This window comes from Embleya scabrispora (genome assembly GCF_002024165.1).
GTDB classification, from domain to species: Bacteria; Actinomycetota; Actinomycetes; order Streptomycetales; family Streptomycetaceae; genus Embleya; species Embleya scabrispora_A.
The window spans coordinates 5,072,302-5,090,891 of record NZ_MWQN01000001.1 but is presented as its reverse complement, the minus strand read 5'-3'; the positions used below and the strand labels follow the sequence as shown (position 1 = coordinate 5,090,891).

The following is an 18,590-nucleotide window of genomic DNA, read 5'->3' as shown; positions in this document are numbered from 1 at the left end:
ACTCCGGGAAGGCCCGGGCCCGATCGTCAGGTGGCGACGTCCTCGACGAGGAGGTCAGCCGCCCACGAGCTGGTCGATGTCGCCCATGTAGCCGATCTTGCCGCCCTTGACCTGGTAGATGAAGGTCGTGGCGCCGTCGAATTCACCGTTCTGCTTGAACTTGAAGGTCTTGGTCAGACCCTTGTACGAGGCACCCTTGAGCTTGGTGAGCATGGCCTCGCGGGTGATCTTCTCCGCACCGAAGGACTTCATCTGGTCGATCACCAGGTTGGCGATGTCGAACGACTCCGCCGAGTAGGTGCTCGGGTTGGTGTTGAAGCGCTTCTTGTAGTCCTCGGTGAACTGCTTCGTGGCCGCCTCGACGTTGGCGTCGGCGCACGGGCAGGTGAGGAACCAGTCGTTGGCGGCGTCGCCGGCCAGCGAGACGAACTGCGCGTCGTTGGTGCCGTCACCGGAGAACTTCGGGCCGTTGAAGCCCGCTTCCTTCAGCTTCTTGGCGAACGGCGCGCCGTCCTGGTAGTAGCCCGCGTAGATCATGGCGTCCGCGCCGGAGTTCTTGATCTTCGTGGAGATCGGACCGTAGTCCGGGGTGGCCTTCGGCACGCTGTCCGAGACGACCTGGACGCCGGCCTTGGTCAGTTCGTCCTTGGCGACCTTCGACAGACCCACGCCGTACTCGGTCTTGTCGTCGACGACGAAGACCTTCTTGACCTGGAGCTTCTTCGAGAGGTACTTCGCCATCCCGCCGCCCTGGGCGTTGTCGTTCGGCGCACCCCGCAGGAACGCGGTGAAATTGTTCTCCGGGTTCGTCAGGGAGGGGTTGGTGGCCGACGGGGAAACCGTGGCGAGCTTCGCCTTGGCGTAGTTCGGCGACGCGGCCTTGGTCGGGCCGGAGAACGCGGGGCCGATAACGGCAACAACATTGCTGTCGTCGATCAGCTTCTGCGCGGCGGAGACCGACTTGGTCTCCGAGGCCTCGTCGTCCGAGGTCTTGAACTTGAGCGTGAAGGGAAGATCGCCCTTCGCGTTGGCCTGCTCGACGGCGAGCCGAGCGCCGTTCTCTTCGTTGATGCCAAGCTGGGCGTTCTCCCCCGAGAGGCCCGCTTGGAAACCGATGGTCCAGGTCGGCTTGTTACCGCCGCCGGTGTTGCCGGGAGCGGAGCTGCCCCCGTCCTTCTTCTTGTCGTCGTCATCGTCGCTGCCGCACGCGGAAAGCACGAGTGCCGCTGCCGCGATGGGCAGCGCGATTTTGATCACGCGTCGCTTGAGCACAGCAAACCCCAACCCCTTGTAGAAAAAGTTCGGAGCCCGCATCGGGGCGCCTTCACAAACCGCGATGAACATGCGGTGCCCGGAATGTAGTCCGGCCGGAACGGCAGCGGCAGTCCGCCGACGGAGATGTGATGCGCCCGTAACCAGATGTAATCCAAAAGAAACTGAAAACGAATTCTTACGATCCAAAGTGATCAAATATGATCATCGGCTGCCGGAAAAACGACGAACCCGTCCGGTTTGTCGGGAACCGGACGGGTTCGTAGCTGAATCGACAATCCCGGATCAGTCGGCGACGTCGCCCCCGGACACGACCACCTCGGCCACGGTGCGCATCGACATCCGGCGATCCATCGACGCCTTCTGGATCCACCGGAACGCCTCCGGCTCCGACATCCCGTACTTCTCCTGCAACACGCTCTTCGCCCGGTCCACCAGCTTGCGGGTCTCCAGCCGCGCGGTGAGATCGCCCACCTCGCGCTCCAGGGCGGCCAGTTCGGTGTAGCGCGAGACGGCCATCTCGATCGCCGGAACGAGGTCGCCCTTGGTGAACGGCTTGACGAGATAGGCCATCGCCCCCGCGTCCCGGGCCCGCTCGACCAGTTCGCGCTGCGAGAAGGCGGTCAGCATGAGCACCGGCGCGAGCCGCGCCTGGGCGATCCGCTCGGCCGCCGAGATGCCGTCCAATATCGGCATCTTCACATCGAGGATGACCAGATCGGGCCGGCACTCCTCCACCAGCTCCACGGCCCGCTGCCCGTCCCCCGCCTCGCCGACGACGTGATACCCCTCTTCCTCCAACATCTCTTTCAGATCGAGCCGGATCAGCGCCTCGTCCTCGGCAATGACGACACGGGCGCGCCGACTGTCCTGCTCTACGGCGGGCGGCTGCGTGGCGGCGGTCACGTGGCTCCTCGATCAGAGAAAAATGGTGCGCACACGAGGGTACCGAGAGGCGGTAAGGTATCTGCCAGGCAGGGCGACCTGCCGCTACAAGGACAACGAAATGTCCGAAATAGGCCCTGGTATTCCAATTGGCAGAGAATGACGGCTCAAACCCGTTATGTTGTGGGTTCGAGTCCCACCCAGGGCACCTGGAACAGCCATTCGAGTGAACCCCAAGCGTTCCGCCACGCCGTCTCGTCGGCGTCGGCATCGTCACTCGTATGTACCCACAAGAAACAGTGGACTCGGCGCTACGCCTGCACCGACAGGGACTGACGGACGCAGCGGTCGCCCGCGCCTGTGGCGTTTCCGTACGGACGGTGCGCCACTGGCGCTGGGGCACTCGACGCGCACCGGACACCGTGCGGGGCCGTCCGCAGCCGACGTGCGGGGACGCGCATGGCAACGTCGCCTCGGAGTCCTATTCATATCTGCTGGGTCTGTATCTCGGTGACGGGCACATCATCAGCAAGTCTCGACAGCACACGCTCACCGTTTCGTGTTGCGACGGTTGGCCCGGGCTGATCGAGGAAGCGGCGAGAGCCATGCGAATCGTCATGCCCTGCGCGGCCGTCGGGTACGTACAGAGGTCCGGATGCACCGACGTGAAGTCGTACTCCCGACACTGGCCCTGCCTGTTCCCGCAACACGGCCCCGGCCGCAAACACGAGCGGCCGATCATCCTCGAATCCTGGCAACGGGACATCGTCCGAGCCGAGCCCTGGGCACTCGTGCGCGGGCTGATCCACTCCGACGGCTGCCGGAACGTGAACCGGACCACTCGCATGGTCGCCGGTGAGCGCAAGCGCTACGAATACCCGCGCTACCTCTTCGCCAACGAGTCCACGGACGTCATGCGCATCCTCACGACCACGCTGGACGAACTCGGTGTCGAGTGGAAGTTCGCCCGCCGCAATCTTTTGTCCGTCGCCCGCCGCGGTTCGGTCGCGCTCATGGACCGACACATCGGCCCCAAATACTGACCGCCCCCCACATGTACGACACGACGACGCGTCTGGCGGCGCTCCGGCTCCTCGATGGCGGGCGCAGTCTGAACTCGGTGAGCAAGGAAACCGGGATCTCTCGTGCGGCCATGCGTGCGTGGCAGTCCCGCATCGATCCGGCACGGCCCGTGGGGTGTGTTCGCTGCGCCGGAGGCCCGGCCGCTCCGGAACCCGCCCGGGATTACGCGTATCTGCTCGGCCTCTACCTCGGCGACGGCTGTCTCAGCGGCTATGCCAGGGGCGTCTACGGACTACGTATCGCCTGTGGCGACGCCTGGCCCGGTCTGATGGACGAGTGCGAGGCGGCGATGCGGGCGATTCGCCCCGGCAGCAAGGTTTTTCGCGCGCCTCGCCAGGGTTGTCACATGGTCACGTCGCTCTGGAAGCACTGGCCCTGTCTGTTCCCCCAGCACGGCCCCGGACACAAGCATGAGCGGTCGATCGTGTTGGAGTCCTGGCAGCGGGACATCGTTCGAAGCGAGCCCTGGGCTCTTGTGCGGGGGCTGATCCACTCGGATGGGTGTCGGGTCACGAACCGGACCACCCGCACGGTCGCGGGCGAGCGCAGACGCTACGAGTATCCCCGCTATCTCTTCACCAACGAGTCCGCCGACATCATGCGCATCCTCACGACCACGCTGGACGAACTCGGTGTCGAGTGGAAATTCGCCCGGCGCAACAACCTGTCCGTCGCTCGGCGGGACTCCGTCGCGCTCATGGACCGGTACGTGGGGCCCAAATACTGATGGCCCGTCCTCCGCCGGGGCGGAGGACGGGCCATCAGTGCGTGCTTTCGGTTGCCGCCGAGGGTTACTCGGTGGGGAGATCTCCTATGTGGTGCAGGCGGATCAGGTTGGTGGAGCCCGGGACGCCGGGCGGGGAGCCGGCCGTGATGACGACCAGGTCGCCCTTCTTGCAGCGGCCGATGGCGAGCAGGGCCGCGTCGACTTGGCGGACCATCTCGTCGGTGTGGCTGCACAGCGGGCCGAGGAAGGTCTCCAGGCCCCAGGTGAGGGCGAGCCGGCTGCGCACCGCCGGCTCCGGGGTGAAGGCCAGCATCGGGATCATCGAGCGGTAGCGCGACAGCCGACGGCCCGTGTCGCCGCTCTGGGTGAACGCGACCAGGTATTTGGCGTCGAGCCGCTCGGCGATCTCGATCGCGGCCTTCGCGATCACCCCGCCCTGTGTGCGCGGACCGGCCAGGGTGCGGATCTCCTCCTGCATCGCGGTGGAGTCCTCCGCCGCGACCACGATCCGCGCCATGGTCTTGACGGTCTCGATCGGATACTTGCCCACCGAGGTCTCGCCCGAGAGCATCACCGCGTCGGTGCCGTCCAGGACGGCGTTGGCGACGTCGGATGCCTCGGCCCGGGTGGGGCGCGAGGCGCTGATCATCGAGTCGAGCATCTGGGTGGCGACGATGACGGGCTTGGCGTTGGCCCGGGCCAGCGTGATCGCGCGCTTTTGCACGATCGGCACGGCCTCCAGCGGCATCTCGACGCCCAGGTCGCCGCGGGCGACCATGATGGCGTCGAAGGCGTGGACGATCTCCTCGAGGTTGTCCACCGCCTGCGGCTTCTCGATCTTGGCGATCACCGGCAGCCGGATACCGACCTCGTCCATGATCTTGTGGACGTCCTCGATGTCCCTGGCGGCACGCACGAACGACAGCGCGATCATGTCCGCACCGAGCGCGAGGCCCCACTTGAGGTCCTCGATGTCCTTCTCGGACAGCGCGGGGACGCTCACCGCCACGCCGGGCAGGTTGAGCCCCTTGTGGTCGGAGACCATCCCGCCCTCGATGACGATCGTGTGCACGCGCGGGCCCTCGACGTCGACGACCTCCAGGGTGACCCGGCCGTCGTCGATCAGGATCCGCTCGCCCTTGGTGACGTCGGCGGTCAGCCCCTTGTAGGTGGTGCCGACCTCGTGCTTGTCGCCGGGGACGTCCTCGGTCGTGATCGTGAACTCGTCGCCGCGCTCCAGGAGCACGGGGCCTTCGGCGAAGGTCTCCAGGCGGATCTTCGGGCCCTGGAGGTCGACGAGGATGCCGACGCTGCGACCGGTTTCGTCGGATGCCCGACGGACGCGGTGATAACGCTCCTCGTGCTCGGCGTACGCGCCGTGGCTGAGGTTGAAGCGGGCTACATCCATGCCTGCGTCGACCAGCGTGCGGATCTGTTCATACGAATTTGTGGCAGGACCCAGGGTGCAGACAATTTTGGCTCGACGCATGGTCCCAAAGCCTAGTTCCTACCGCTGGGTAAGCCGTACCCGCGTCCGGTATATGGCGCTTTTCCGGCATGCGGAAAGGGCGCCGCAACGGCGGCGCCCTTCCTCGTTCACGCGACTTTCGTCACATATTCAATTCCGACCCGTGCGGTCGCGCTCCGTCACACCGTGAGCGGTCGGTCGGTCGGCCGGATCGGCGCCGGCAGGTTGGTACCGCCGGTCAGCCAGCCGTCCACCGCCGCCGCGCACGAGCGGCCCTCGGCGATCGCCCACACGATCAGCGACTGCCCGCGCCCGGCGTCGCCGGCCACGAACACGCCGTCCACGTTGGTCGCGAACGCCTCGTCGCGCGCCACGTTGCCGCGCTCGTCCAGGGCCAGGCCCAGCTGCTCGACCAGCCCGTTGGAGCGGTCGGTCCCGGTGAAGCCCATCGCCAGGAAGACGAAGTCGGCCGGGATCTCCCGCTCGCTGCCGGGCACCGGCACGAAGCGGCCGTCCTCGAATTCCACCTCGACCAGCTTGAGCGCCCTGACCCGTCCGTCCTCGCCGCCCACGAACTCCTGCGTGTTGACGGCGTAGACGCGCTCGCCGCCCTCCTCGTGCGCGCTGGCCACCCGATAGGTCATCGGGTAGGTCGGCCACGGCTGTGCGGCGGGCCGCTCCTCCGAGGGCCGGGGCATGATCTCCAGTTGGGTGACCGAGGCCGCGCCCTGGCGGTGTGCGGTGCCCAGGCAGTCGGCGCCGGTGTCCCCGCCGCCGATGATCACCACGTGCTTCCCGGCCACGTCGATCGGCGAGGCGACGAGGTCGCCCTCCTGCACCTTGTTGGCGAACGGCAGGTATTCCATCGCCTGGTGCACGCCGCCGAACTCGCGCCCGGGGATCGGCAGGTCGCGCGCGGCGGTGGCGCCGGCCGCGATCACCACCGCGTCGTAGCGCCGGCGCAGCTTGGCCGCGTCCAGGTCGGTGCCGATCTGCATGCCGGTGTAGAACTTGGTGCCCTCGGCGCGCATCTGTTCGATGCGCCGGTTGATGTGCCGCTTCTCCATCTTGAATTCGGGGATGCCGTAGCGCAGCAGTCCGCCGATCCGGTCGGCCCGCTCGTAGACGGCCACGGTGTGTCCGGCCCGGGTGAGCTGCTGGGCGACCGCGAGGCCGGCGGGTCCGGAGCCGATCACCGCGACGGTCTTGCCGGAGAGCCGGTCCGGCGGTTGCGGGGCGACGTTGTTGTCGTCCCACGCCCGGTCGATGATCGAGACCTCGACGTTCTTGATGGTGACCGGCGCCTGGTTGATGCCGAGCACGCACGCGGCCTCGCAGGGCGCGGGGCACAGCCGCCCGGTGAACTCCGGGAAGTTGTTGGTGGCGTGCAGGCGTTCGCTCGCGGCCTGCCAGTCGTCGCGCCAGACCAGGTCGTTCCACTCGGGGATGATGTTCCCCAGCGGGCAGCCGTTGTGGCAGAACGGGATGCCGCAGTCCATGCAGCGGCCGGCCTGTTCGGTGATGATCGGGAGCAGGGTGCGCTCCTCGTACACCTCCTTCCAGTCCCGGATGCGCACGTCGACGGGGCGCCGCGTGCCGAGCTGTTGGGGCGTGGTCAAAAAGCCCTTCGGGTCAGCCATGAACCGCCTCCATCATCTTCTGGACGATCTCGGTCTCGGGGAGACCGGCTCGCTCGGCGGCGTCCTTGGCGGCGAGCACTGCCTTGTAGTCCCTGGGCAGGATCTTGGTGAAGCGCCGGGAGGCGGCGTCCCAGTCGGAGAGCAGGGCTTCGGCGACGGCCGAGCCGGTCTCCTCGTGGTGCCGGCGCACAACGTCGTGCAGTTCGGCGCGGTCGGTGGCGTCGAGGTCCTCGACGCCCACGAGTTCGGTGTTGATGTTGTCGAGGTCGGCGTCGAGGAGGTACGCGATGCCGCCCGACATGCCGGCCGCGAAGTTGCGGCCGGTGCGGCCGAGCACGACGGCCCGGCCACCGGTCATGTATTCGCAGCCGTGGTCGCCGACGCCCTCGACGACGGCGGTGGCGCCGGAGTTGCGCACGCAGAAGCGTTCGCCGACCATGCCGCGCAGGTAGATCTCGCCGCCGGTGGCGCCGTAGCCGATCACGTTGCCGGCGATGATGTTGTCCTCGGCGGCGAAGCCGGCGGAGCGGTGGGGTCGGACGATGATCCGGCCGCCGGACAGGCCCTTGCCGACGTAGTCGTTGCCGTCGCCTTCGAGCCGCAGGGTGATGCCCTTGGGCACGAACGCGCCGAACGACTGGCCGGCGGAGCCGGTGAGCGTGATGTCGATGGTGTCGTCGGGCAGTCCGGCGCCGCGGTAGCGCTTGGTGACCTGGTGGCCGAGCATCGTGCCGACGGTGCGGTTGGTGTTTTGCACCGGCAGGTTGATGACGACCTTCTCACCGTGTTCGAGCGCGTCGGCGCTGAGCTGGATGAGCTGGTTGTCCAGCGCCTTGGCCAGCCCGTGGTCCTGCGGGCCGGTGCGGTGCAGTGCGGCGCCCTCGGGGAGCGCGGGCACGTGGAACAGCGGCGTGAGGTCGAGCCCTTCGGCCTTCCAGTGTTCGATCGCCGCGGCGGTGTCCAGGAGTTCGGCGTGGCCGACGGCCTCTTCCAGGGTGCGGAAGCCGAGTTCGGCGAGCAGTTCGCGGACCTCCTCGGCGATGAACTCGAAGAAGTTGACCACGTGGTCGGCCTGGCCGTTGTACCGCTCGCGCAGCACGGGGTTTTGCGTGGCGACGCCGACGGGGCAGGTGTCGAGGTGGCACACGCGCATCATCACGCAGCCGGAGACGACGAGCGGCGCGGTGGCGAAGCCGTATTCCTCGGCGCCGAGCAGCGCCGCGACGAGCACGTCGCGCCCGGTCTTGAGCTGGCCGTCGGTCTGCACCACGATGCGGTCGCGCAGGCCGTTGAGCAGCAGCGTCTGCTGGGTCTCGGCGAGGCCGAGTTCCCAGGGGCCGCCGGCGTGCTTGAGCGAGGTGAGCGGCGAGGCGCCGGTGCCGCCGTCGTGCCCGGAGATGAGCACCACGTCGGCGTGCGCCTTGGACACGCCCGCCGCGACCGTGCCGACGCCGACCTCGGCGACGAGCTTGACGTGCACTCGGGCCGCGGGGTTGGCGTTCTTGAGGTCGTGGATGAGCTGGGCGAGGTCTTCGATGGAGTAGATGTCGTGGTGCGGCGGCGGCGAGATGAGGCCGACGCCGGGGGTGGAGTGCCGGGTGCGGGCGACCCACGGGTACACCTTGTGCCCGGGCAGTTGGCCGCCTTCGCCGGGCTTGGCGCCCTGGGCCATCTTGATCTGGATGTCGTCGGCGTTGACCAGGTATTCGCTGGTGACGCCGAAGCGCCCGGAGGCGACCTGCTTGATCGCCGAGCGCCGCTCGGGGTCGTAGAGCCGCTCGGGGTCCTCGCCGCCCTCGCCGGTGTTGGACTTGCCGCCGAGCCGGTTCATCGCGATGGCGAGCGTCTGGTGCGCCTCCATGGAGATGGAGCCGTAGGACATCGCGCCGGTGGAGAAGCGCTTGACGATCTCGGAGATCGGTTCGACCTCGTCGATCGGGACGGGCTCGCGCACGCCGTCGCGGAAGCCGAACAGGCCGCGCAGCGTCATCAGGCGCCGGGACTGCTCGTCCACGCGCGCGGTGTACTTCTTGAAGATGTCGTAGCGGCGGGTCCGGGTGGAGTGCTGGAGGCGGAAGACGGTCTCCGGGTCGAACAGGTGCGGTTCGCCCTCGCGGCGCCACTGGTATTCGCCGCCGATCTCCAGCCGGCGGTGCGAGGGCGCGATGCCGGTGGGCGGGTAGGCCTTGGCGTGCCGGCGGGCGACCTCCTCGGCGACGATGTCGAGGCCGATGCCGCCGAGCTTGCTGGTGGTGCCGGTGAAGTATTCGGCGACGAAGTCCTCGGCGAGGCCGATGGCTTCGAAGACCTGGGCGCCGCGGTAGGAGGCGACGGTGGAGATGCCCATCTTGGACATCACCTTGAGCACGCCCTTGCCGAGCGCCTTGATCAGGTTGCGGATCGCCTGCTCGGGGGCGATGTCGCTGAGGAAGACGCCCTCGCGGACCAGGTCCTCGACGGATTCCATGGCCAGGTAGGGGTTGACCGCGGCCGCGCCGTAGCCGATCAGCAGCGCGACGTGGTGCACCTCGCGGACGTCGCCGGCCTCGACGATCAGTCCGACCCGGGTCCGGGTCTTGGTCCGGATCAGGTGGTGGTGGACGGCGGAGGTGAGCAACAGCGAGGGGATCGGCGCGTGTTCGGCGTCGGAGTGGCGGTCGGACAGCACCACGATGCGGGCGCCGTCGGCGATCGCGCGGGTGGCTTCGGCGCGAATCTCCTCGAGCCGCTTGGCCAGCGCCGCGCCGCCGCCGTCGACCGGGTAGAGCCCGGAGATGGTGACGGCCTTCAGGCCGGGCTGGTCGCCGTCGAGGTTGATGTGGATGAGCTTGGCGAGTTCGTCGTTGTCCAGCACCGGGAAGGGCAGGACGACGTTGCGGCAGTCGGCGGGCTGGGCGTCGAGGAGGTTGCCCTCGGGGCCGACGAAGCTGCCGAGCGCGGTGACCAGTTCCTCCCGGATCGCGTCCAGCGGCGGGTTGGTGACCTGGGCGAAGAGCTGCACGAAGTAGTCGAACAGCAGCCGGGGCTTGGCGGAGAGCGCGGCGATGGGGCTGTCGGTGCCCATCGAGCCGAGCGGTTCGCCGCCGGCGCGGGCCATCGGCGCGAGGATGACGCGCAGTTCTTCCTCGGTGTAGCCGAAGGTCTGCTGGCGGCGCGAGACGGAGGCGTGCGTGTGCACGACGTGCTCGCGCTCGGGCAGGTCCTCCAGGTTGATCAGGCCGGCGTGCAGCCATTCCCGGTAGGGGTGTTCGGCGGCGAGCGCGGTCTTGATCTCGTCGTCCTCGACGATCCGCCGGGCGTCGGTGTCGACCAGGAACATGCGGCCGGGCTGGAGCCGGCCCTTGCGCACGATCCGCGCGGGGTCGATGTCCAGGACGCCGACCTCGGAGGAGAGCACGACCAGGCCGTCGTCGGTGACCCAGTAGCGCGAGGGCCGCAGGCCGTTGCGGTCCAGGACGGCGCCGATCAGGCTGCCGTCGGTGAAGGTGACGCAGGCCGGGCCGTCCCACGGCTCCATGAGGGTGGAGTGGAACTTGTAGAAGGCGCGCCGGGCGTCGTCCATCGTGGCGTGGTTCTCCCACGCCTCGGGGATCATCATCAGCACGGCGTGCGGCAGCGGCCGGCCGCCGAGGTGGAGCAGTTCCAGGACCTCGTCGAAGGACGCCGAGTCGGACGCGTCGGGCGTGCAGATCGGGTACAGCCGGCTCAGGTCGCCGGGGATGAGGTCGGTGGCGAGCATGGACTCGCGCGCGGCCATCCAGTTGCGGTTGCCCTTGACCGTGTTGATCTCGCCGTTGTGCGCGATGAAGCGGTACGGGTGGGCGAGCGGCCAGGCCGGGAAGGTGTTGGTGGAGAACCGCGAGTGCACGAGGCCGATCGCGGACGCCAGGCGCCGGTCCGACAGGTCGGGGAAGAACGGCTCCAGTTGCCCCGTGGTGAGCATGCCCTTGTAGACCAGGGTGCGTGCGGACAGCGAGGCGAAGTAGACCTCGACCTCCCGCTCGGCGCGCTTGCGCAGCGCGAAGGCGAGCCGGTCGAGGGCGATCCCGGTGACGGTGTCGTCGACGCCGGCCACGAACAGTTGGGCGAAGCGCGGCATCGTGGCGCGGGCGCCGTTGCCGACGAGTTCGGGCGTGGTGGGCACCTCGCGCCAGCCGAGCACGCGCAGGTTCTCCTCGGCGGCGATGCGCTCGATGGAGGACTTGGCCCGGCCCGCGTGCACGTCGTCGTCGGGCAGGAAGGCGATGCCGACCGCGTAGCCGCCGGGGGCGGGCAGCGCGAAGCCGGCCGTCTCGCGCAGGAAGGCGTCGGGGACCTGGATGAGGATGCCCGCGCCGTCGCCGGTGTCGGGCTCGGCGCCGGTGGCGCCGCGGTGTTCCATGTTGCGCAGGACGGTCAGCGCCTGGTCGACGATGTCGTGGCTGGGCTCGCCGGTGAGCGTGGCCACGAATCCGACACCGCAGGCGTCGTGCTCGTTACGGGGGTCGTACAACCCCTGTGCCGCGGGAATCGCGGAGAAGAGGGGGCCCGAGGATGCGGGCATGGCAGGAGGCATGGGCGCTCCCGTCGTCGTCGTGGCGTGTGGTGCGCAACAGGGACGACGTTGGCCCTCTGCGATTTCGTGCAGGTTACACGATCGGTACGTCTATCCGGAACCCGGGACAAACCCGTCTCACCATGCGGTCACCAGCGGAATTCGGCCCGGCTTTCGAGCGCTGCGCCGCGCCGGTCGCCGTGGCATATCGGGTGGCTCATTCCCGACCATCCGGGCGGCGAAACCGCACGTCTCGGACCGGTACGGCGGTTGGTTTCCGGGTGGGGTCGCCGGGCTACGCGGAGGTTACGCACGCCTCACGCCGCGTTTCCGCGGCGGGTGCTTCCTATACCTGTTGCCCGATGAGCAGGCCGAGCAGATAGGTGAGTCCGCCGGCCGCCGCACCGAGCACCAACTGGCGGGTTCCGCCGAACCACCACGGCCGGGCGGTGACCCGGGAGACCACGGCGCCGGCGCCGAACAGGCCGAGGGCCGTCAGGATCAGCGCGGGCGCGAGGGTGGCCGCCCCGAGCAGGTAGGGCAGCAGCGGGAGCAGTGCGCCGACCGCGAAGAAGGCGAACGAGAAGCCGGCCGCCAGCCACGGCGAGGGCAGGTCGTGCGGGTCGACGCCCAGTTCCTCGCGGGCGTGGATCTCCAGGGCCAGCTCGGGGTCGCGGGAGAGTTGCCGGGCCACCTCGACGGCCAGGTCCTCGTCCAGGCCGCGGGCGATGTACAGCTCGGCCAGCTCGCGCTGTTCGGCCTCGGGGCTGCGGCACAGTTCGCGGCGTTCGACCTCGACCTCGGCGCGGGCCAGTTCGGCCTGGGAGGCGACCGAGGTGTACTCCCCCGCCGCCATCGAGAAGGCGCCGCCGGCCAGGCCGGCCAGTCCGGTGACCACGACGGTCCTGGGGGTGGCGTCGCTGCCGACGATGCCGGAGATGAGCGCGAAGTTGGAGACCAGTCCGTCCATCGCGCCGAACACGGCCGGGCGCAGCCGGCCGCCGCCGATGTCGCGGTGGGTGTGGTCGATGCCGTCCTGGTGTCCGAGCTCGGGGGCGGGGTCGGGCACCTCGGCGGCTATGTGGCTGGTCTTCACGGTCGTTCGGCCCTCTCGTCACGCTGGGGCCACGACGCTACCGTTTCGCCGGCGGGTGCCGCCGGCCAGGAAAGGCTGTCCGAACCCGCAGGTGGGCGCGGGTTCGGACGGCCTTCGCGGGCGTGGGTCGATCAGCCCTTGTCGGCGGCCTTGCGCGGGCCGGACCCGGCGTGCTCCTCGGCGGCGTCCGAGCCGGGCTCGGCGTCGGTCGCCACCGCATCCGCGTCGACGGGGGCGGGGCGGTCGGACTTGCCGAGGTCGACGACGCCCTCCTTCGCGTCCGCGTCGACCGGATCCGGGTCGGCGACCTTCGCGTCGCTCCCGGCCGCCTCCGCGTTGTCCCCGTCCTGCCGGTCGTGTCCGCGCAGCGTCTCCGGGGCCTCGCGGCCGGGGTGTTTGCGCGCCGAGATCCAGATGTAGGCGAGGGCGCCGGCGAAGACGAGGATCGACGTCCAGTTGTTCAGCCGCATGCCGAGCACGTGTTCGGCGTCGTCGACGCGCATGTATTCGATCCAGAACCGGCCCACCGTGTAGCCCGCGACGTAGAGCGCGAACGCCCGACCGTGGCCCAGCCTGAAGCGGCGGTCGGCCCAGATCACCAGCGCGGCGACGCCGATGCACCACAACGACTCGTACAGGAACGTCGGGTGGAAGGTGTCGCCGCGGCCGGGTTCGACCACGTTGTGGTCGCCGTCGATCTTCACCGCCCAGGGGAGGTCGCTCGCGCGGCCGTAGAGCTCCTGGTTGAACCAGTTGCCCCAGCGGCCCACCGCCTGGGCGAGCACGATGCCGGGCGCGAGCGCGTCGGCCAGCGCGGGCAGCGGGATGCCCCGGCGCCGGCAGCCGATCCAGGCGCCCACCGCGCCGAGCGCGATCGCCCCCCAGATGCCGAGGCCGCCCTTCCAGACGGCGAACGCCTGCATGGGGTCGCCGCCGTCGCCGAAGTACGGCTCCGGAGTGGTGAGGACGTGGTAGAGGCGGCCTCCGACGAGGCCGAAGGGCACCATCCACACGGCGATGTCGCCGACCGTGCCGGCGCGACCGCCGCGGGCGACCCAGCGGCGCTCGCCGAGCCAGATCGCGAGGACGACACCGAGGATGATGCACAGCGCGTAGCCGCGCAGCGGGATCGGACCGAGGTCGATCTGTCCGCGCGAGGGGCTGGGAATGAATGCGAGGTCCATGGCGGATACGACGCTACCGGGTGCGGGGGCGAACGTGTGCCGGCGGGCACGTGCGAACGGGCGCGATCCCGGGATTTTCCGGGTCGCGCCCGTGCGTGCGGCGACGGAGGGGAACTACTTGATCGCCGCCAGGATCTGCGCGCGCACCTCGTCGGGGGTGGCCAGGCCGCGGCCCTTGACGATCAGGTCGATGGTCTTGCCGTTGATGCCCGCGGTCGGGGTGCCGGTGACGCGGGTGTCGCCGATCTTGGCGTTTTGGAACGCGTCCTCGACCTTGTTCACCCACCCGGCGTGGCTCAGGTCGTTCACGCACTGGTCGAAGGCCGGCGAGCGCAGGCCGTCGACCTTGCCCGCGAGGTCGACCAGATAGGACCGGTTGCCGAACTTGTCGTTCAACTCGTCCGGCTGGTTCGCGAAGAGCGTGTCGTGGTACTGCGCGAACTTGCCCGCGGTCTGGGCGCACCCGGCCGCGTTGGCCGCGTACTTGGAGCCGTTGCCGCCGAGCTTGCCGTCCAGGAACGAGGCGATGTGGTAGTCGATCTTGATCGTGCCGGCGTCGGCCATCTGGCGCAGGGTGGGGCCGAGCGCCTTCTCCACCTCGTGGCAGATCGGGCAGCGGAAGTCCTCGTACATGATCAGCGAGGGGGCGTTGGGGTTGCTGCCCACCGAGATGCCCAGGCCGTCCGCGGACAGGTTGGGCGGGGCGCTGTAGGGCTTGCCGAGCGCTTCCTTCCAGGGCCCCTTCTTCTTGTTGGTCTTGGACGTGCCGACGATCACGCCGATGATGGCGACGACCGCGAGGACGGCCACGACGGCGCCGGCGATGATCAGCACCCGCTTGCGCTTGGCTTCCGCCTGTTGCCGGGCGCGCTCCTGGGCCATCCGCTCGCGCGCGGTGCGCTTGCCTGCCGAATTCTTCGAGCTCACGTGATCTCAGGGCCTTTCAGTTCCCGGGTTCCGGGGTTCCGGTTCGCGTCCCCGCGGTACTCGTCCGCGTCCGTGTGCGCCTCGTCCTCGTCGGCGTCCTCGTCGTCCTCGTCCTCGTCCTCGAAGTCCTCGGCGTAGGGCGGTTCCTCCGGGAACAGCCAGGCGTCGGCGGACAGCCGAGTGCGGGGGAAGGCGATCAGCCAGATCGCGAGCAGCAGGAAGCCGCAGTCCCGCAGGATCTCCTCGAGATACGCGGTCTTGTCCGGCTCGACCGGACCGCCGCCGCCGAAGCAGCCGCAGTCGATCGCCAGGCCGCGCGCCCACGCCTGGGCGATGCCCGCGATGAACACGAGCAACAGCAGCGCGGACAGGGACGCGACGAGCCGGGTGCCCAGGCCGAGCACCAGGAGCAGGGCCAGGCCCAGTTCCAGGTAGGGCAGGGCGTAGCCGACGGGGTCGACCAGCCCGTCGGGCAGCACGTCGTAGCCGCGGACCGCGTAGGCGGCCTGGTCGGGGTCGAGTGCCTTCTCCCAGCCGGCGTACGCCCAGACGAAGGCCAGGCCGAGCCGGACGGCGAGGCCGATCCACGGCACGTACGGCCGCAGACCGGCGAGCGGGCCTGCCGCTCTCGCCCCGGTCGGGCCGACCGCGGTCGCGCTCATCGCTCGGCCGCCGGCTCGATCGTCTTGCTTCCCACGGTCTGACCTCCGTCACGACGGGTGAGGTTCAGGGACGGCCGGTCCGCTGGTCCCCCGCGCCCGGACCGGCACATGTCCTGTCTAACCGGCCGAAGGCGTCTGAGGTTCCTGTCCGAGCGCCGCCTTACCACTCCCGGGGTTCCCCAGGCGTTGGTCGAGCAGTTCACGAAGGTTGTCGGGCGAACGCATGGCCGAGTTCCCGGAGTCCAAAATCTTTCCGTCGACGGCGATCGCGGGCGTGGCGGAGACGCCGGAGCGTTCGAACGTGCTCTCGGTGGAGCTCACCCAGGCGGCGTTGGCGTCGGTGTTCACGCACGCGTCGAAGGTCTCGCCGCGCAGGCCCTGGACCTGGCCGGCCAGGTCCAGGAGGCGGCCGGCGGTGTAGCCGTCCTCGGACTCGTCCGGCTGGTTCTCGAACAGCACGGCGTGGTATGCGGCGAACTTGCCGGTGTCGACCGAGCAGCGCGCGGCGTTGGCGGCCTTGACCGACCCGGTGCCGCCGAGTTTGCCGTCCAGGAAGGACGCGATGTGGTAGTCGACCTTGATCTTCCCGGCTTGGACGTAGTCGGCGAGCAGGGGTCCGAAGCCCGCCTCGAACCGCTTGCAGAACGGGCAGCGGAAGTCCTCGTACACGGTGACGGTGACCGGGGCCGCGTCGCCGCCGACGCGGATGGTGCCGTCGGCCCGTACGGTGGCGGGCAGGCTCGCGAGGTCGACGTCGCGGATGGCCGCCTTGGCGCCCGTCGGCTGTGCCGCGGGGCCGGAGTCCTCGCTCTTGCTCTCGTTGCCCGTGGTGAGCACGACGCCCAGGACGGCGGCCAGCACCGCGACCACGAACACGCCGACGACGGCGAGGATGACGGGCGTTCGGTTGGTCCTGGTCTTGGCGCTCAACGCGGGTTCCTCCGATGGGGGTTGGGGCGGGATGGCACGCGGCATGCCGACGGCCGCCGCTGGAGTGCTGCGGCGGCCGTCGGTCAGCCGGTGCTCATTTTGATGGGTTTTTACACGGGGTGTGACCTTTGGGGGCGGTCAGCGTTTGCGCACGCCCTCGGCGAGTTCGCCGGCCAGGGCGCGGACGGCGTCCAGGCCGGCCTGTTCGTTCGGCGCGTCCAGGAGGGCGCGGACGAAGGCGGAGCCGACGATGACGCCGTCGGCGTAGCCGGCCACCTCGGCCGCCTGGGCGGCGGTGGAGACGCCCAGGCCCACGCACACCGGCAGATCGGTGGTGGCGCGGGTGCGGGCGACCAGGTCGCCCGCGAGCGTGCTCACCGAGGCGCGCGCGCCGGTGACGCCCATCACCGAGGCGGCGTAGACGAAGCCGCCGCAGTGCCGGGTGGTGTAGGCGATGCGCTCGTCGGAGGAGGACAGCGCGACCAGGAAGATCCGGTCCAGCCGGTGCGCGTCGGTGGCGGCGATCCACGCGTGTGCCTCGTCCGGGATCAGGTCGGGGGTGATCACCCCGCTGCCGCCGGCCGCGGCCAACTCGCTCGCGAACCGCTCGACGCCGTAGCGCTCGATCGGGTTCCAGTAGGACATCACCAGCGTGGCGGCGCCGGTTTCGGCGACCGCGCGCACGTTCTCGATCACGTGGCGGGTGTTGGTGCCGTGCGCCAGCGCGTGTTCGACGGCGCGCTGGATGACGGGCCCGTCCATCTGCGGGTCGCTGTAGGGCAGGCCGACCTCGATGATGTCGCAGCCGCCCTCGACCATCGCGCGCATCGCGGCGGCGGAGCCCTCGACGGAGGGGTAGCCCGCCGGGAGGTATCCGACCAGCGCGGCGCGGTTCTCCGCGCGGGCCGCGGCCAGCACCTCGGTGAGCCTGGTGGTGGTGCCGGTGCCGGTCACGACTGCTCCGCTTCCGCGTCGAGGAGATCGAAGTACTTGGCGGCGGTGTGCATGTCCTTGTCACCGCGCCCGGAGAGGTTGACCAGGATGGTCGCGTCGGGGCCGAGTTCGCGCCCGACCTCGATCGCGCCGGCCAGGGCGTGCGCCGATTCGATCGCCGGGATGATGCCCTCGGTGCGGCACAGCAGCCGGAACGCCTCCATCGCGGGGGCGTCGTCGATCGGCCGGTAGATCGCCCGGCCGGTCTGGTGCAGCCAGGCGTGCTCGGGTCCGACGGCCGGGTAGTCCAGGCCCGCCGAGATCGAGTGCGACTCCTGCGTCTGCCCGTACTCGTCCTGGAGCAGGTAGGTGCGCGCGCCGTGCAGTACGCCGATCGAGCCGCCGGTGATCGAGGCGGCGTGCCGTCCGGTCTCCACGCCGTCGCCGCCCGCCTCGAAGCCGTACAGCCGCACGCCCTCGTCGGGGATGAACGCGTGGAACGCGCCGATCGCGTTGGAGCCGCCGCCCACGCACGCGCAGACCGCGTCGGGCAGCTTCCCGGTCAGGTCGAGCACCTGCTGCCGGGCCTCGACCGAGATCACCCGGACGAAGTCGCGGACCATGGCCGGGAAGGGGTGCGCGCCGGCCGCGGTGCCGAGCAGGTAGTGGGTGGTGTCGACGTTGGCGACCCAGTCGCGCAGCGCCTCGTTGATCGCGTCCTTGAGGGTGCGCGAGCCGATCGCCACCGGGATCACCTCGGCGCCGAGCACCCGCATCCGGGCCACGTTGAGCGCCTGCCGTTGGGTGTCGAGTTCACCCATGTAGACGACGCACTCGATGCCGAGGAGCGCGCACGCGGTGGCGGTGGCCACGCCGTGCTGGCCGGCTCCGGTCTCGGCGATCACCCGGGTCTTGCCCATGCGCTTGGTCAGGATGGCCTGGCCGAGCACGTTGTTGATCTTGTGCGAGCCGGTGTGGTTGAGGTCCTCGCGCTTGAGGATGATCCGCGCGCCGCCGGCGTGCTCGGCGAAGCGGGGTGCCTCGGTGATGATGCTCGGGCGGCCGGCGTAGTCACGCAGGAGGCCGGTGAACTCGGCCTGGAACTGCGGGTCGTCCTTGGCCTTCTCGTAGGCGGCGGTCAGCTCGTCGAGGGCGGCGATCAGCGCCTCGGGCAGGAACCGCCCGCCGAAGACGCCGAAGTGGCCGGAGGGATCCGGCTGTGGGGCAGTGCTGGACATGCGGGGTCCTT

General features: G+C 69.6%; 14 protein-coding genes, 1 tRNA gene and 1 pseudogene. 4 read left to right on the top strand and 12 right to left on the bottom strand.

The features are described 5' to 3' along the window. Positions 1 to 54 precede the first annotated feature (54 nt). The gene (locus tag B4N89_RS22580) at positions 55 to 1,344 is read right to left on the bottom strand and encodes a branched-chain amino acid ABC transporter substrate-binding protein (protein ID WP_321170703.1); all 1,290 of its coding nucleotides are present in this window, start codon (positions 1,342 to 1,344) and stop codon (positions 55 to 57) included. Positions 1,345 to 1,557: 213 nt separating this feature from the next. Continuing rightward, complete coding sequence (locus tag B4N89_RS22575) at positions 1,558 to 2,178, bottom strand: ANTAR domain-containing response regulator (RefSeq protein WP_078977643.1); 621 nt, start codon at positions 2,176 to 2,178, stop codon at positions 1,558 to 1,560. Between the two features lie 113 nt (positions 2,179 to 2,291). On the opposite strand from B4N89_RS22575, the gene B4N89_RS22570 reads away from it, so the two are divergent. From B4N89_RS22570 to B4N89_RS22560, 4 genes and pseudogenes are all read left to right on the top strand, one after another. After that, positions 2,292 to 2,365: transfer RNA gene (locus B4N89_RS22570), tRNA-Leu, on the top strand. Positions 2,366 to 2,438: 73 nt separating this feature from the next. Then, a pseudogene (locus tag B4N89_RS53050) lies at positions 2,439 to 2,540 on the top strand (helix-turn-helix domain-containing protein); the annotation flags it as partial. Positions 2,541 to 2,822: 282 nt separating this feature from the next. Continuing rightward, positions 2,823 to 3,200, top strand: a complete 378-nt coding sequence (locus B4N89_RS53045) for a hypothetical protein (RefSeq protein WP_321170730.1) — start codon at positions 2,823 to 2,825, stop codon at positions 3,198 to 3,200. Positions 3,201 to 3,211: 11 nt separating this feature from the next. Beyond that, positions 3,212 to 3,967: a transcriptional regulator gene (locus B4N89_RS22560; RefSeq protein ID WP_078977641.1), complete on the top strand. Its 756-nt coding sequence runs from the start codon at positions 3,212 to 3,214 to the stop codon at positions 3,965 to 3,967. A 64-nt stretch (positions 3,968 to 4,031) separates the two neighbouring features. Here B4N89_RS22560 and pyk read toward each other — a convergent pair whose 3' ends face one another. The 10 genes from pyk to trpB form a co-directional block, all read right to left on the bottom strand. Further along, positions 4,032 to 5,456 (bottom strand): pyruvate kinase, encoded by a 1,425-nt coding sequence (pyk, locus tag B4N89_RS22555; RefSeq protein WP_078977640.1) that lies wholly within the window; start codon positions 5,454 to 5,456, stop codon positions 4,032 to 4,034. 158 nt (positions 5,457 to 5,614) lie between these two features. Beyond that, positions 5,615 to 7,075 carry a glutamate synthase subunit beta gene (locus tag B4N89_RS22550; RefSeq protein ID WP_078977639.1) on the bottom strand — a complete coding sequence of 487 codons (1,461 nt, stop codon included), beginning with the start codon at positions 7,073 to 7,075 and terminating at the stop codon, positions 5,615 to 5,617. Further along, positions 7,068 to 11,618, bottom strand: a complete 4,551-nt coding sequence (gene gltB / locus B4N89_RS22545; RefSeq protein ID WP_078977638.1) for a glutamate synthase large subunit — start codon at positions 11,616 to 11,618, stop codon at positions 7,068 to 7,070. Before gltB ends, B4N89_RS22550 begins: the two co-directional genes overlap by 8 nt. Before the next feature lie 337 nt (positions 11,619 to 11,955). Beyond that, positions 11,956 to 12,678: a VIT1/CCC1 transporter family protein gene (locus B4N89_RS22540; protein WP_235618967.1), complete on the bottom strand. Its 723-nt coding sequence runs from the start codon at positions 12,676 to 12,678 to the stop codon at positions 11,956 to 11,958. Between the two features lie 158 nt (positions 12,679 to 12,836). Continuing rightward, on the bottom strand, positions 12,837 to 13,889 hold the full coding sequence (gene lgt, locus B4N89_RS22535) for a prolipoprotein diacylglyceryl transferase (RefSeq protein WP_078977637.1): 1,053 nt from the start codon (positions 13,887 to 13,889) through the stop codon (positions 12,837 to 12,839). A gap of 114 nt (positions 13,890 to 14,003) precedes the next feature. After that, positions 14,004 to 14,816: a DsbA family protein gene (locus B4N89_RS22530; protein ID WP_143658051.1), complete on the bottom strand. Its 813-nt coding sequence runs from the start codon at positions 14,814 to 14,816 to the stop codon at positions 14,004 to 14,006. Next, complete coding sequence (locus tag B4N89_RS22525) at positions 14,813 to 15,478, bottom strand: MauE/DoxX family redox-associated membrane protein (protein ID WP_078977635.1); 666 nt, start codon at positions 15,476 to 15,478, stop codon at positions 14,813 to 14,815. The genes B4N89_RS22530 and B4N89_RS22525 overlap by 4 nt, the downstream gene beginning before the upstream one ends. Positions 15,479 to 15,595: 117 nt before the next feature. Continuing rightward, entirely contained in the window at positions 15,596 to 16,408 is an 813-nt protein-coding gene (locus tag B4N89_RS22520) for a DsbA family protein (protein WP_161500786.1), read from the bottom strand. Positions 16,409 to 16,546: 138 nt separating this feature from the next. Beyond that, positions 16,547 to 17,362, bottom strand: a complete 816-nt coding sequence (gene trpA, locus B4N89_RS22515; protein WP_078977633.1) for a tryptophan synthase subunit alpha — start codon at positions 17,360 to 17,362, stop codon at positions 16,547 to 16,549. Then, a complete protein-coding gene (gene trpB, locus B4N89_RS22510) occupies positions 17,359 to 18,579 on the bottom strand; it encodes a tryptophan synthase subunit beta (RefSeq protein WP_078977632.1) in 1,221 nt (406 codons plus the stop codon). The genes trpA and trpB overlap by 4 nt, the downstream gene beginning before the upstream one ends. Positions 18,580 to 18,590: the final 11 nt, after the last annotated feature.

What these genes read in the sequence shown, in the direction of transcription:
- trpB (WP_078977632.1), bottom strand. Translation starts at nt 18,579, where the DNA reads ATGTCCAGCACTGCCCCACAGCCGGATCCCTCCGGCCACTTCGGCGTC.
- B4N89_RS22525 (WP_078977635.1), bottom strand. Translation starts at nt 15,478, where the DNA reads ATGAGCGCGACCGCGGTCGGCCCGACCGGGGCGAGAGCGGCAGGCCCG.
- lgt (WP_078977637.1), bottom strand. Translation starts at nt 13,889, where the DNA reads ATGGACCTCGCATTCATTCCCAGCCCCTCGCGCGGACAGATCGACCTC.
- B4N89_RS22550 (WP_078977639.1), bottom strand. Translation starts at nt 7,075, where the DNA reads ATGGCTGACCCGAAGGGCTTTTTGACCACGCCCCAACAGCTCGGCACG.
- pyk (WP_078977640.1), bottom strand. Translation starts at nt 5,456, where the DNA reads ATGCGTCGAGCCAAAATTGTCTGCACCCTGGGTCCTGCCACAAATTCG.
- gltB (WP_078977638.1), bottom strand. Translation starts at nt 11,618, where the DNA reads ATGCCCGCATCCTCGGGCCCCCTCTTCTCCGCGATTCCCGCGGCACAG.
- B4N89_RS22560 (WP_078977641.1), top strand. Translation starts at nt 3,212, where the DNA reads ATGTACGACACGACGACGCGTCTGGCGGCGCTCCGGCTCCTCGATGGC.
- B4N89_RS22580 (WP_321170703.1), bottom strand. Translation starts at nt 1,344, where the DNA reads ATGTTCATCGCGGTTTGTGAAGGCGCCCCGATGCGGGCTCCGAACTTT.